Here is a 14,080-nt window from a genome sequence, read left to right as displayed (position 1 = left end):
GCGGCGGCCCGGGTCAGTACAGGTTGTTCCAGATGGCGTTGCCGGTCCCGCCGGTGTAGCTGCCCAGGAAGCCGACCGAGTCGCCCGTGTTGCTGCCGCGCCAGAAGTTCGCGATGAGCTGCTGGCTGCGCGTCGGCCACGCCTGCGCGGGGATCCGCATGCTGGCGCCGCTGCCGGTGACGACGGCGGCGCCCAGGCCGAGCGTGCTGTCCCGGATCATGGTGAAGACCACCCGTCCGTCCAGGGTCCAGGTGATGGTGGTGCTCTGCCAGTCGACCTTGAAGGTGTGCCAGGCGCCGGCCGTGGCGGGCACCCAGGCCTGATAGATGTACCGGACGCCGCCCCTGCTGCCGCGGTAGATCAGGGCCGGATGCAGGCCCCTGCCCGGCACGAATTCGGCGTCGATCTCGTTCCAGACATTGCCGTCGTCCAGGTACGTGAAGAGGGTGGAGGTCGTCCCGGAGATGTTCGGCACGAAGATGTCGCCGCCGAAGGCGTTGCCCTGCGACTTGTAGCGGTTGGATTTCAGTTCGCTGCAGGTGCTGCTGTCGAGCCAGCCGTAGACGGCGGTGTCACTGCCGCTGCCGAGGGTGAGGTTGGCGGGCGAGAAGGTGCACCCGAAGAGGGGGTCGCCGTTCTTCCAGCTGGACGCGGTCCAGGTCTGGCCCCAGCGGCTGAACGGCCCGCTGACAGCCTGGGCATTGAGGGCCTGACCGGATGGTGGCGTCTGGGCGGCAGGGGTCTGGGCAACTGGTGTCTGTACTGTCGGCGTCTGGGCAGCGGGGCCAGCGCAGCCGGCCAGTCCGGCGGTGAGCATCAGGAGCAGCAGGGCGCGGGGAGCGGGTGTGGTCATGGGCAGCGTCCTTTGATCGGCGGAGGGCGGGGGACCGGGCCGTGCGGGGGCGGCGCCGGTCCCTGGCACGCGACTTCCCGGCAACCTGAAGGCCGACCTGACGGGCATCGGTGGTGGCCGGGGCCGTGCAGGAGCGGGCTGTTGTGGAGGTGCAGGGACAGCGTAAGTTGTGAAAGCCTTTTCGTCAAGAAGGGCCTCTGGCCACCGAGCGGCGGGGAAGGTGCGCCCGGCCGCCGTGGGGTAAGAGCCGCAGCGAGATTTCCTTCTGCGTGTCTGAGATGGGGTTCTCGCCATGACGGCGAGTCTGCCGGGTCAGGTAGTCCTCGGGATCAGGTGTGATGCGGATGTCAGGAAAAGGCTTTCTTGACGCTCCCGGCCAGAACTGGTACGGTACTGCTCAGACCACAATCCAGTCCCTTCGAATCCCTCATCCGCCTTCTTCAGTCCGTTGCTGTGGGCCGGGTCTCATCTGTTCCCGCATCTCTCGTGGGGGCGTCGTCCAGTTGCCTCCTTGGCCAGCTTTGAAAGCGCTTTCATTTCCTTCGCCCTCTCCCAGGAGCTTCCATGTCACACCCCAGACTCGGCGCCCTCGCCACCCTCACCTGCGGCCTCCTCCTCACCGCCTGCTCCGCCAGCCAGCCGGTCGACCCGCCCACCGCCCCCGCCCCCACCGTCACCCTCAGCGCCGACACCACCACCGTCACCGCCGCAGGCACCGTCCACCTGCTCGCCACCGCCCCCGGCACTGACAACGTCGCCCGCGTGGTCTTCTACGACCGCGGCCGCAGGATCGGCGAGGACAGCGCCGCCCCCTACGACGCCACCGTCACCGTCGACCCCACCCAGAACGGCACGCACGTCTACTCCGCCCAGGCCGTCACGACCACCGGCGTGACCGGCATCTCCGCGCCGGTCCCCGTCGACGTCCGGATCAAGGACACCTCCACCACCGAACTCCTCAGCAACGGCACCTTCAGCGGCGGGCAGGACCCCTGGTGGACGTCCGGCGCGGTCAGCGCCACCGTCGCCGGCGGTGAAAGCTGCCTGAACATCACGCAGGCCGGAACGAACGTCTACGACGTGATCTTCGGACAGGCCGGCATCGGACTGAACCAGGGCGCGACCTACACCCTGACCTTCACCGCGCGCGCCGACCAGGCCACCGCCTTCAAGACCCTGCTGCAGTACGACGGCGCTCCCTACACCTCGTACTTCGCCGCCGACGTGGACGTCACGTCCATCCCGAAAACGTACGCGTACACCTTCACCATGAACGAGGCCAGCGACCCGAAAGCCAGCTTCCAGTTCCAGCTGGGCGCGAAACTCGCCACCCGCGTCTGCCTGAGCGGCGTCTCCCTGAAGGGCCCCGCCTACGGTGCGGCCGTCCCGGCGGCCGGGCAGGACGACCTCGCGCTCGTGCGCGTCAACCAGACCGGGTACCTGCCCGGCAAACCCAAGATCGCCGCCATCCCCTTCGAGTCCAGCGCCCCGCTCCCCTGGACGCTCTACGACGCGAACCACACGGCCGTCAGGTCGGGCCGGACCACCGTGTTCGGTGCCGACGCCGCCAGCGGCGAGTCCGTCCATCAGGCGGACTTCAGCGGCGTCACCACGCAGGGCCGGGGCTACGTGCTGGACGTCGCGGGCTTCACCAGCCACCCCTTCGAGATCGGCGCGGTGTACGGCACCCTCAAGACCGACGCCCTGGGGTACTTCTACCAGACGCGCAGCGGCATCCCGATCGAGGCCGCGTACGTCGGCGACCCGGCCCTCGCCCGCCCCGCAGGACACACGGGCACCGCGCCGAACCAGGGCGACACCCGCGTCACCTGCTTCAGCGGCACCGACGCCAGGGGGAACGTCTGGCCCGGCTGCGCGTACAGCCTGAACGCGGCCGGCGGCTGGTACGACGCCGGAGACCACGGCAAGTACGTCGTGAACGGCGGCGTGAGCGTCTGGACGCTCCTGAACCTCGCCGAACGCGACGCTCGCATGGGCGTGCAGGACGGCGACGGCGCGCTCAACCTCCCCGAGCGGGCCAACGGCAGGAGCGACTTGCTCGACGAGGTGCGCTGGGAACTGCAGTTCATGCTGGCCTTGCAGGTCCCGGACGGCCAGACCCTGCCGCTCCCGCACGGCGATCAGAGCGCCCACACGTCCGCCCTCACCTTCACCCCGACGGACGCGGGCGGGATGGTGCACCAGAAGCTCACGGACGTCGCCTGGACGGGCCTGCCGCTCCGGCCGGACCAGGACCCGCAGCCGCGCGCCCTGTACTACCCCACCACCGCCGCCACCCTGAACCTCGCCGCGAACGCCGCGCAGTGCGCCCGCATCTACCGGGCGTCCAACCCGGCCTTCGCGGACCGCTGCCTCACGGCCGCGAAACGCGCCTGGACCGCCGCGCGCGCCCAGCCGGACGTGTACGCCTACGACCTGTTCGTCGGCGGCGGACCGTACGACGACGCCAACGTGAACGACGAGTTCTACTGGGCGGCCGCTGAACTGTACGCCACGACCGGCGACGCCCAGTACCTGACCTTCCTCCGGGCCAGCCCGCTGTACCTGCAGGTGCCTGCCGACAAGGAACTCGCCTGGAACGAGCTCGCCACGGCCGGGACGATCACGCTCGCCACCGTCCCGAGCGGCCTTCCCGCCGCCGACGTGCAGCAGGCCCGGGGTAACATCGTGGCGGCCGCGGCCCGCGACCGGGCCGACCTCGCCACGCAGGGGTACCGCCTCCCGTTCCGGGGCGCCATGCCCGAGTGGGGATCGAACAGCGGCATCCTGAACCGTTCCGTCCTGATGGGGCTCGCGTATGACTTCACCGGTGACGCGTCGTACCAGGACGCCGTGCTCGAAGGCCTGAACTACCTGCTCGGCCGCAACCCCATGGACAAGTCGTACGTGTCCGGGTACGGCACGCGTCCCCTCCGCAACCCCCACCACCGCTTCTGGGCGCCCTCGCTGGACGCCACGCTGCCCGCGCCGCCCAGGGGCGTGGTGTCCGGCGGACCGAACGCCGTGAACTTCAGCGACCCGGTCGCCGCGAAACTGCGCGGCAGATGCACGGGCCTGAAGTGCTACGTCGACGACATCGGCGCGTACACCATGAACGAGGTCACCATCAACTGGAACGCGCCGCTCGCGTGGGTGGCGGGCTTCGTGAACCAGTCGGCCCGCTGACCCGGGGCCAGATGCCCCCGCACTGCGGGCACACGACCTGACGGAACGACGAGGGGGAGGGGAGCCTGTGGACGCGGCCCCCTCCTTCCGCTGTCCAGCAGGTCTTCGCGGGCGTGAAGGGATTTTCTGGACCGGGTTCAGGTTCGGGGGTTTCGTTCAGTGTTCCGCGTACACTGCTGAACGAAATCACTGGAGGTCCACCCACATGCTGAACATCGATACCCTGGCTGGCCGCGTCCTGAGCGGCGAGATCCTCACGCCCGAGGAGGGCCTCGCCGTCCTGAACCTGCCGGACACCGACACCCTGCGCCTGCTGGACGCCGCGTGGCGCGTCCGGCGCGAGGCCTTCGGGGACCGCGTGAAGGTGAACATCCTCCTGAACGCCAAGAGCGGCCTGTGTGCCGAGGACTGCTCGTACTGCTCGCAGGCCAAGGAGGCCGATACGGGCGTCCCGAAGTACCGGGTGCTGCACCCGCGCGAGATGCTCGCCGAGGCCCGCAAGGCGCAGGAGGCGGGCGCGCAGCGGTACTGCATCGTGCTGTCCGGCCGGGGCGGCACGTGGAACGAGGTCGAGCAGGTGAGCGAGGCCACGCGGCTCATCAAGGCGGAAACGAACCTGGAGGTGTGCGCCTGCATGGGTCTGCTGCTCGGTGAGGACGGCCAGCGCAAGGCGCAGACCCTGCGGGACGCGGGCGTCGACGCGTACAACCACAACCTCAACACGCACGAGGACCACTACGGGAACATCTGCTCCACACACTCGTACGCGGACCGGGTGGAGACGCTCACGCACGCTGCCCAGGCGGGCATGAGCACCTGCAGCGGCGTGATCATCGGGATGGGGGAGAGCGCCGAGCAGATCGTGGACCTCGCCCGCACCCTGCGGGCGAGGCGGGCCGACAGCATTCCCGTGAACTTCCTGATTCCCATCGACGGGACGGGCCTCGACGGCGCGCAGACGACGGCGCACTTCACGCCGTGGTACTGCCTGCGCGTCCTGAGCCTGTTCCGGCTGCTGAACCCGCAGGCGGAACTGCGCGCGAGCGCCGGGCGTGAAATTCACCTGCGGAGCCTGCAGCCGCTCGCGCTGCTCGTCGCGAACTCGATCTTCCTCGGCGATTACCTCACGGAAGGCGGTCAGGAGGCGGGCGCGGACTGGAACATGATCCGCGACCTGGGCCTGCATGCCGCGCCCACCCCGCACGCCCCGCAGGCGGACCTCGCGCCTGCCCTCGGGGACTGACGGTGCACGCGCCTGAAGCCCTGACGGCCGAGCGGCAGGTGTTCGTGACCGGCACCGACACCGGGGTCGGCAAGACGCTCGTGAGCGCCGTGCTGGCCCGCGCGTGGAGTGCCCGGTACTGGAAGCCGCTGCAGACCGGCGCGGCGGACGGGGACGACGACACCGGCACCGTCGCCACGCTCGCGGGCCTCCCGCCGGAGCGCGTGCACGCGCCCGTCCGCGTGTACCGCGACCCGTCCGCCCCGGAACGCGCCGCGGCGCTGGAGGGAGAACGCGTGAGCGTCGCGGACGTCCTCGCCGCGCGCCCTTCCAGCGCCGGCCCGCTGGTGGTGGAGGGCGCGGGCGGGGTGCTCGTGCCGATCAACGACCGCGAGTCGATGCTCGACCTGATGGCCGCGCTCGGCCTGCCGGTCGTGATCGCGGCGCGCAGCACGCTCGGCACCATCAACCACACGCTCCTGACCGTGAACGCCGTCCGGGAGCGGGGGTTGAGCGTGGCGGGCGTGATCCTGAGCGGCCCGCTCGCCCCGCACAACCGGGACGCCATCGAACGGCATGCTCAGGTGCCTGTGATCCTGCAGATTCCCCCGCTGGACGCGGTGACGCCTGCCGCCGTGCAGGACGCCGCGCAGGCCCTCCTGACGGCCGGGGCGGCAGGGTGAGCGCCGCGCCGCCCACGCTGCTCGACCTGGACGCGCGGCACGTCTGGCATCCCTTCACGCAGTCCCGCACGGCCCCCACGCCCACCGTGATCGTGCGCGGCGAGGGCGCCGTCCTGCACGCGGCGGACGGCTCGCAACTGCTCGACATGGTCAGCTCGTGGTGGGTGAACCTGCACGGGCACGCGCACCCGCACATCGCGCAGGCGATCGCGCGGCAGGCAGGGACGCTCGAACACGTGATCTTCGCGGGGTTCACGCACGCGCCCGCCACGCACCTCGCCGCGCGCCTCACCGCGGAACTGCCGGGCCTGTCCCGGGTGTTCTTCAGCGACAACGGTTCCACCGCCGTCGAGGTCGCCCTGAAGATCGCGCTGCAGGCGCACCACAACCGCGGCGAGCGCCGCACGCGCCTCCTGGCCTTCGACGGCGGGTATCACGGGGACACGTTCGGCGCGATGAGTGCGGGCGCGACGAGCGGCTTCTACGCGCCGTTCCAGGACAAGCTGTTCGGCGTGACGTTCCTGCCGTACCCCGCCACCTGGGACGGTGACGAGGACGTGGACGCGCGCGAGGCGGCCGCACTCGCCGCGCTGGACGCCGCACTCGGGGACGACGTGAGCGCCATCCTGCTCGAACCGCTCGTGCAGGGCTCGGCCGGGATGCGCGTCACGCGCCCCGCCTTCCTGAACGAGGTGATCCGCCGCGTGCACGCGAGCGGCGCGCTCGTCATCCTGGACGAGGTCATGACGGGCTTCGGCCGGACGGGTGAACTGTTCGCCGCGCGGCACCTGCAGGAACGCCCGGACCTGATGTGCTTCAGCAAGGGCCTCACCGGCGGGTTCCTGCCGATGGGCCTCACCGCGGCCACCGAGGACCTGTACCTCGCCTTCGAGGGCGACACCTTCGACCGGGCCTTCGCGCACGGGCACTCGTACACCGCGAACCCGCTCGCGTGCGCGGCCGCCCTCGCCTCCCTCGACCTCACGCTTTCGGCGGAGACGTCCGCCCACTGGGCGCGCATCGGGGCGCGGCACGCGGCGGCACGCGCGGAACTCGCCGCGCACCCGAACGTCACGCACGTCCGGCAGGTCGGCACCATCCTCGCTGCCGAGATCCGTGGGGCGGGCGAGTACGGCGGGAACACCAGCCTCGAACTGCGGCAGTACTTCGCGGCGCGCGGCCTGCTGATGCGTCCCCTCGGGAACGTCATGTACCTCCTCCCGCCGTACGTCGTGACGGACGAGCAGCTGCGCCAGGCGTACGGCGCCATGCTGGACGCCGCCGGGACCTACGGCCGTCCCGCGTGAGCTGGGCTGACCTTGGCATCCGCCTGGACGCCCTGCGGGTGCAGGGTCGGGAACGGGTACTGCACGACTGGACGCCCGACCCTGCGCCCGGGTACCTGCGCCTGAACGGGCAGCGTCTCCTCGACCTGGCCTCCAACGACTACCTGGGCCTGTCGCGCCTCACGTGGACGCCTGACACCGCCCGCGCCGCCCTGCAGGGTCACCTGCCGCCGGGCGAGACGGAGGTCGTCACGGACGCCCTCACGCGCTTCGGGGCGGGCGCCGCGCGGCTCATCACCGGCAACCACCCGGTGAACGCCCTGCTCGAACGGGAACTCGCGGACCTCAAGGGCCAGCAGGCGGCCCTGCTGTTCGGGAGTGGCGTCGCCGCGAACACCGGCGTCATCCCGGCCCTCGTCGGCCGGGGCGACGCGGTGTTCAGCGACGCCCTGAACCACGCGTCCATCATCGACGGCGCGCGCCTCAGCCGCGCCGACGTGCACGTGTACCCGCACCGGGACCTGCACACCCTCGAACGGCAGCTGCAGGAGAGCCGCGCGCCGCGCAAGCTGATCGTCACGGACGCCCTCTTCAGCATGGACGGCACGCTCGCACCCCTCCCGGACCTCGTGGCCCTCAAACGCCGGTCCGGGGCGTGGCTGATGATCGACGAGGCGCACAGCGGCGGCGTCATCGGCGCGCAGGGCGCCGGGCTCGCGCACGCGCAGGGCGTCACGGCGGACATCGACGTGCTGATGGGCACGCTCGGCAAGGCGTACGGCAGTGTCGGCGCGTACGTCGCCGGGGACCGCACCCTCATCCGTTACCTCGTGAACACGGCGCGGAGCTTCATCTTCACGACGGGCCTCCCGCCCGCCAACACGGCCGTCAGCCTCCTGAACGTCCTGCACGCGCGCGACATGGACGGCGCGCGCCGCGCCCTGCACGCGAACGCCGCACGCTTCCGTCAGGCGCTCACGCTCGCCGGGCATGACCTTGCGGGCAGCGAGAGCCACGTCGTTCCCGTCGTGCTGGGCGGGGAACAGCCCACCCTGGCGCGCGCCGCGCAGCTGCGCGAGCAGGGTTTCGCGGCTGTCGCCATCCGCCCGCCCACCGTGCCGGACGGCCGTGCCCGCGTGCGTTTCGCCCTGAACGCCGCGCACACCTGGGACGCCCTGCAGGCCTGCCTGGACGCCCTGCACGCCGGCACGTCCACTGGAAGCTGAGGGGCCGTGCGGGGAAGGAACGCTCCGCCTCCGGACCGGAAGTCGGCCCGGTGGCCGGACGGCGCCGATGTGCAGACCTGCCGGACGACTGGTATGCTTGGGGTCACCATCAGGCTTCACTTAGCTAAGGCGTTTTCGGTCGCAGCTGCACCGGAGCGTCCCGTCGTCCCGGATCCTGGCAGGCCGACCTGCCCGGTCCCCTGGCCTGCCCCCGCGCCCGGCACGCGGGGCGGTGGTGAACGGCCCGCCCACGTGGGGTGGCGTGACGCGAGGCGCGTTCACGTCCCCTGAGAGTTCTCGTTCCAGGGTAAGACAGGAGACCATATGTCCTCTGACCGTCCGGCACCCGCCTTTCCGGCCTCCCTTCGCAAGCGCGTTCACGCCTCCGGGGGGACCGGTCGCCGCTCCGCCCTGCTGGCCACCCTGACCCTACTCCTCGCCGCCTGCGGGCAGCAGACGCCCCCGGCGACGGACGCGGTCACCGGTGACGCTGCCGGGAGCGCCGCACTGAGCGCCGAGAAGCTGCGCGCGCCGGACTTCGGACCGAACGTCCGGATCTTCGACCCGAGCATGTCGACCGCCGACATTCAGGCGGCCGTCGACGCCATCACCGCGCAGCAGGTCGGGAACCAGTTCGGCCGGGAACGCTACGCGCTGCTGTTCCGTCCCGGCACGTACGGCACGCCCGACAAGCCGCTCATCATCCAGGTCGGGTACTACACCGAGGTGGCCGGACTGGGCCGGAACCCCACGGACGTCGTCATCAACGGCCACGTGGACGCCTACAACCAGTGCGACGCGGGCGGCTGCATCGCCCTCAACAACTTCTGGCGGAGCGTGTCGAACCTCACCGTCAACGTCCTGGGCCTGGACGGCTGCCGGTCCAGCGCGACCTTCTGGGCGGTGTCCCAGGCCTCCCCGATGCGGCGCGTCAACATCACGGGCGGCAAGCTCTCCCTGATGGACTACTGCACCGCCGGACCACAGTACGCGAGCGGCGGATTCATCGCGGACTCCAGCCTGGGCAGCGTCATCAACGGCAGCCAGCAGCAGTTCCTCGTACGGGACAGCGCCCTCACCGACTGGTCGAACGGCGTGTGGAACCAGGTGTTCGCCGGGGTGAACGGCGCGCCCGCCCAGAACTTCGGTGCGGGCGGCGTGTACACCACGCTCGCGCAGACGCCCGCCTCCCGCGAGAAACCGTACCTGTACGTGGACGCGCAGGGCAGCACCCGCGTCTTCGTGCCGGACGCCCGAAGAGGCAGCCGCGGCACCACCTGGCAGGGCGGCCAGACGCCAGGCACGTCCCTCCCCATCAGCGACTTCTACGTCGCGCGGCCTTCGGATTCCGCGCAGACCCTCAACGCTCAGCTCGCGCAGGGCCGCAACCTGCTCCTCACGCCCGGCGTGTACAGCCTCGACCGGACCCTGAACGTCCGCCGTCCCGGCACCGTCGTGCTGGGCCTGGGCGTCGCCACGCTCGTCCCACAGAACGGTGTGGTCGCGCTGGCCGTCTCGGACGTGCCGGGCGTCGATATCGCGGGCGTGATGTTCGACGCCGGTCCCGTCAACTCGCCCGTCCTCCTGCGGGTCGGCACCCGCCGCGGGCGCGACGACCGCGGTGACGACCGCGACCGGGAAGGGCGGGGCGACGACGCCCGCACGCCCACGGCCCTGCAGGACGTGTTCTTCCGGATCGGCGGAGCGCAGGCGGGCCGCGCCACCCTGAGCCTCGAAGTGAACACGGACGGCACCCTCCTCGACGACGTCTGGGCATGGCGCGCCGATCACGGCGAAGGGGTCGGCTGGACCGTCAACACGGCCGACACCGGACTGATCGTGAACGGCGACGACGTGACCGCCACCGGCCTGTTCGTCGAGCACTACCAGAAGGACGAGGTCGTCTGGAACGGCGAGCGCGGCCGGACCGTGATGTTCCAGAACGAGATGCCCTACGACGCCCCCAGTCAGGCCGCATGGCAGCACGGCGCGGTCCTCGGGTACGCGGGGTACCGCGTGGCAGACCGCGTCCGGACGCACGAAGGCTGGGGTATGGGCAGTTACATCTTCACCAACGTCGACCCGACGATCCACGCCACGCACGGCTTCGAGGTGCCCGTGAAGCCCGGCGTGCGCCTGCACGACCTGCTGACCGTGCAGCTCGGCGCGGGCACCATCGACCACGTCGTCAACACGACCGGCGCGCCCGTCACCGGTGCGGCCGTGGGTGCTCCCAGCATCGTCGTCGACTACCCCTGATCCGGTGCTGAGCTGAACTCCTGGAGGTCAGCCGAGCGAAGCGAGCGCCAACAAGTCCGGTCTGCAGGAGGTGGAAGGGACGCCTTTGCTGTTTCCGGCATCCCTGGAATCGGATCAACACCGGATGAAGCTCCACGCGAGGAGCGCCCCCGCCCGCAGATCTGCGGGCGGGGGCGTTTCAGCCGTACAGCAGGGTCAGCGTGAGGGGCGCGAGACTCGCCTGCGTGTTCGCCACCGCCATCACTGCCGCGAGCAGCGCGCCGGGCACCGCGCCGATTCCGGCGAACAGCAGGCCCCGCTCACGGAACGTCCACCGGCCGGGACGCCGCCTGGACCGCGCGATCAGGGCCTGCCACGCCTGCTGTCCGACCAGCACGAGCACCACGAGGCACACCCCGCTCAGCGCGGCCTTCGGCCTCTGCCACGCGAGGCGCGCCTCCACCCGGTCACGCAGGACCGCCGGGACGTCCGGCTGGCCGGACTCCAGCCACGTCCGTACGGCCCGCTGCAGCCGGTCGCGGTCCGTTCCGGCCTGCGCGTGCGGACGTGCGCCTGCCAGGGCCGCGAACCCCGGCCCGGGATGCAGGACGGTCGAGACGTTCGCCGCGACGATCACCGCCATCAGCAGGCCACTCACGATTCCGGTCCCCCCGAACGACACGTACACCCGCCGCTCGAACGTCCAGGCGCCGCCCGCACCTGCATTCACCCGGCCGGAGCGCCTCGAGCACCACCCGCCCAGGACCAGCAGCGCCGCGGCCACGGCCCCGCCCAGCCCCACCAGCACGGCGTGGTACCGGACGAAATCGTCCAGCAGCACGCCCAGGGCCGCGTTTGTCCCTGCTCCGGCCTGCAGCGACTCCCGGAGTGCGCCTGGCAGCAGGTCGCCTCCCCGCGTCACCCGCGCTCCCGAACGTCGCCGCCTGTTCCAGCCTTCCTCATGTCTTCCTCCCGTGCAGCGCCGACCCCGCAGGGGGCCCTGCCGCCCACGTGATAGCGTCCCTGCCTGCCGAGGGCGTCCGACGAAAGGTGCAGGGGTGGCCCGGAGCCTGCTGCAGCCCATCCACGTCCGGAATCTGCCGCCTGCCGCAATGCCCCCCCACCGAAAGGCGCACACTGGACGCAAGCCTTCACCGTGAACGCCCGCACCCTCCAGGCCTGTCCCGGCCTGCACCGCCCCGAGAGGTCATCATGGGATTCGCCATTTTCGCCGGTCTGCTGCTGCTGCTCGTCATCGTGACGCTGGCCGCCGGGATCAAAAGCGTGCCGCAGGGCTACCAGTGGACGCAGGAACGCTTCGGGAAGTACCAGCGCACCCTCAACCCTGGCCTGAACCTCATCCTGCCGTACGTCGACCGCATCGGTCGGCGCGTCAACATCATGGAGCAGGTGCTGGACGTGCAGTCGCAGGAGATCATCACCAAAGACAACGCCCAGGTCACCGTCGACGGCGTGATGTTCTACCAGATCCTCGACGCCGCGCGCGCCAGTTACGAGGTCGGGAACCTCAACCAGGCGATGCTGAACCTCACCATGACGAACATCCGGACCGTGATGGGCAGCATGGACCTCGACGAACTGCTCTCCCAGCGGGACTCGATCAACACCCGCCTCCTGCGCGTCGTGGACGAGGCCACCGAACCGTGGGGGGTCAAGATCACCCGCATCGAGATCAAGGACATCAAACCGCCTGCCGATCTGGTGGCCAGCATGGGCCGGCAGATGAAGGCCGAACGCGACAAGCGGGCCGTGATCCTCGAAGCGGAGGGCCTGCGGCAGGCTGCGATCCTGAAGGCCGAAGGGCAGAAGCAGGCGGAGATCCTGAGCGCCGAGGGGGCGAGGCAGGCGGCGTTCCTGTCGTCGGAAGCCAGGGAACGGCAGGCGCAGGCGGAAGCGGCCGCGACCCGGATGGTCAGTGAGGCCATCGCGTCCGGCAGCGTGCAGGCCATCAACTACTTCGTGGCGCAGAAGTACATCGAGGCGCTCGGGCAGCTCGCGACCAGCCCGAACCAGAAGACGCTGATCCTGCCGCTGGAGTCGGTGGGCGTGCTGGGCAGCATTCAGGGCATCGCGGAGATTGCCGGCGCGGCCTTCGGCAAGAAGACCTGACGTGGACTGGCCGAGCCTGACGCACCTGGCCCCCTGGCACTGGTTGGCGCTGGGTGCCGTCCTGCTGACGGTGGAAGTCCTGCTGCCGGGCGTGTTCTTCGTGTGGCTGGGGCTGGCGGCGCTGCTGGTCGGGTTCCTGGTGCTGCTGCTGCCGCTCGGCGTGCCGGTCCAGCTGATCGCGTTCGCGCTGCTGAGCGTCGTCAGCATCTTCCTGGGACGCCGGGTGCTGGGGCGTCTGCCGCGCAGCGCCGAGTCGGACCGGTTGAATCTGGGCGCGTCACGGTTGATCGGCCGGACCGTCGTCCTGACGGACGCCATCGTGAACGGGCAAGGGCGCGCCAGGGTCGGGGACGGCGTGTGGACCGTCAGCGGTCCTGACACGCCCGCCGGGCACACGGTGAGGATCGTGGCGGCCGACGGGGCCACCCTGACGGTCGCGCAGGTCGAGATCGGCGTGCAGCGGTAGCGCGAGATTGCCGTTCACGGGACGGCTGCGTCACACCAGACTGACCTGAACTTCTGAAGGTCAGCTGGGCGAGGCGAGCAGCGACACGTCCGGTTCGGAGGAGACGGAGGGGAGGCCGGTGCGGGTTCCGGCCTCCCCGGCACCGGATCAGTACCATGTCAGACTGCGGGGGATGGGGACGCTGCTTCACGGGATGCTGCTGGGGTTCGCCGTTGCCGCTCCGGTCGGTCCGCTCGGCGTGCTGTGCATTCAGCGCACGCTCGCGTCCGGCTGGTGGGCGGGCATGCTGGCCGGGCTGGGCACCGCGACGGCCGACGCCGTGTACGGTCTGCTCGCCGTGTCGGGTGCCACGCTCGTGACGCACAAGCTGATCGCGCAGCAGGCCTGGATTCGTCTGTTCGGCGGCCTGCTGCTGCTGGTGTTCGCGGTGACCGCACTGCGGACCCGGACCGCCGCTTCGGCCGCGGCGGTCCGGCCGCAGGGTCCGCTCTCGCTGTATGCCTCGACGTTCCTGCTGACCCTGACGAGTCCACTGACGATCCTTTCGTTTGTCGCCGTCGTCGCCAGTGCGGGAATCGCCGGGGACGGCCGGGCAGGGGCGGTGCTGGTCCTCGGGTTTTTCCTGGGTTCGGCGTCGTGGTGGGCGCTGCTGAGCGGTGTGGTGTCCGTGGTCCGTCACCGGCTGTCCAGCCGTGCGTTGCGCGCGGTCAACGTGGGGTCGGGCATGGTGCTGCTGGCGTTCGCGCTGTATGCCGTGGTGACCGGCCTGCTGCTCGTGCGGGCCTGATCT

General features: G+C 70.7%; 11 protein-coding genes. 9 read left to right on the top strand and 2 right to left on the bottom strand.

The genetic code is table 11. From position 1 onward, the window contains the following. Positions 1–13 precede the first annotated feature (13 nt). On the bottom strand, positions 14–853 hold the full coding sequence (locus IEY33_RS05375) for a family 16 glycosylhydrolase (RefSeq protein ID WP_188961230.1): 840 nt from the start codon (positions 851–853) through the stop codon (positions 14–16). Between the two features lie 564 nt (positions 854–1,417). Here IEY33_RS05375 and IEY33_RS05370 point away from each other — a divergent pair. From IEY33_RS05370 to IEY33_RS05345, 6 genes are all read left to right on the top strand, one after another. Continuing rightward, positions 1,418–4,039, top strand: a complete 2,622-nt coding sequence (locus IEY33_RS05370; RefSeq protein WP_188961229.1) for a glycoside hydrolase family 9 protein — start codon at positions 1,418–1,420, stop codon at positions 4,037–4,039. 205 nt (positions 4,040–4,244) lie between these two features. Continuing rightward, positions 4,245–5,282 carry a biotin synthase BioB gene (gene bioB, locus IEY33_RS05365; RefSeq protein WP_188961228.1) on the top strand — a complete coding sequence of 346 codons (1,038 nt, stop codon included), beginning with the start codon at positions 4,245–4,247 and terminating at the stop codon, positions 5,280–5,282. A 2-nt stretch (positions 5,283–5,284) separates the two neighbouring features. Continuing rightward, a complete protein-coding gene (gene bioD / locus IEY33_RS05360) occupies positions 5,285–5,944 on the top strand; it encodes a dethiobiotin synthase (RefSeq protein WP_229670793.1) in 660 nt (219 codons plus the stop codon). Then, positions 5,941–7,251: an adenosylmethionine--8-amino-7-oxononanoate transaminase gene (gene bioA, locus IEY33_RS05355; protein WP_229670792.1), complete on the top strand. Its 1,311-nt coding sequence runs from the start codon at positions 5,941–5,943 to the stop codon at positions 7,249–7,251. The genes bioD and bioA overlap by 4 nt, the downstream gene beginning before the upstream one ends. Then, positions 7,248–8,456: an aminotransferase class I/II-fold pyridoxal phosphate-dependent enzyme gene (locus IEY33_RS05350; protein ID WP_188961227.1), complete on the top strand. Its 1,209-nt coding sequence runs from the start codon at positions 7,248–7,250 to the stop codon at positions 8,454–8,456. The genes bioA and IEY33_RS05350 overlap by 4 nt, the downstream gene beginning before the upstream one ends. Before the next feature lie 324 nt (positions 8,457–8,780). Then, positions 8,781–10,715 (top strand): pectate lyase-like domain-containing protein, encoded by a 1,935-nt coding sequence (locus tag IEY33_RS05345; RefSeq protein ID WP_188961226.1) that lies wholly within the window; start codon positions 8,781–8,783, stop codon positions 10,713–10,715. Between the two features lie 178 nt (positions 10,716–10,893). Here IEY33_RS05345 and IEY33_RS05340 read toward each other — a convergent pair whose 3' ends face one another. Beyond that, on the bottom strand, positions 10,894–11,616 hold the full coding sequence (locus IEY33_RS05340; RefSeq protein ID WP_188961225.1) for a hypothetical protein: 723 nt from the start codon (positions 11,614–11,616) through the stop codon (positions 10,894–10,896). Positions 11,617–11,906: 290 nt separating this feature from the next. On the opposite strand from IEY33_RS05340, the gene IEY33_RS05335 reads away from it, so the two are divergent. The 3 genes from IEY33_RS05335 to IEY33_RS05325 all read left to right on the top strand — a co-directional run bounded on the left by IEY33_RS05335 (position 11,907) and on the right by IEY33_RS05325 (position 14,077). After that, positions 11,907–12,824 (top strand): SPFH domain-containing protein, encoded by a 918-nt coding sequence (locus IEY33_RS05335; RefSeq protein ID WP_188961224.1) that lies wholly within the window; start codon positions 11,907–11,909, stop codon positions 12,822–12,824. A gap of 1 nt (position 12,825) precedes the next feature. After that, the gene (locus IEY33_RS05330; RefSeq protein WP_188961223.1) at positions 12,826–13,290 is read left to right on the top strand and encodes an NfeD family protein; all 465 of its coding nucleotides are present in this window, start codon (positions 12,826–12,828) and stop codon (positions 13,288–13,290) included. Between the two features lie 172 nt (positions 13,291–13,462). Continuing rightward, on the top strand, positions 13,463–14,077 hold the full coding sequence (locus tag IEY33_RS05325; protein WP_188961222.1) for a LysE family translocator: 615 nt from the start codon (positions 13,463–13,465) through the stop codon (positions 14,075–14,077). Positions 14,078–14,080 lie beyond the last annotated feature (3 nt).

The sequence above is a fragment of the Deinococcus aquiradiocola genome (genome assembly GCF_014646915.1).
GTDB lineage: Bacteria > Deinococcota > Deinococci > Deinococcales > Deinococcaceae > Deinococcus > Deinococcus aquiradiocola.
The sequence above is the reverse complement of the archived record's forward strand: the minus strand, read 5'-3'. Positions and strand labels throughout refer to the sequence as shown.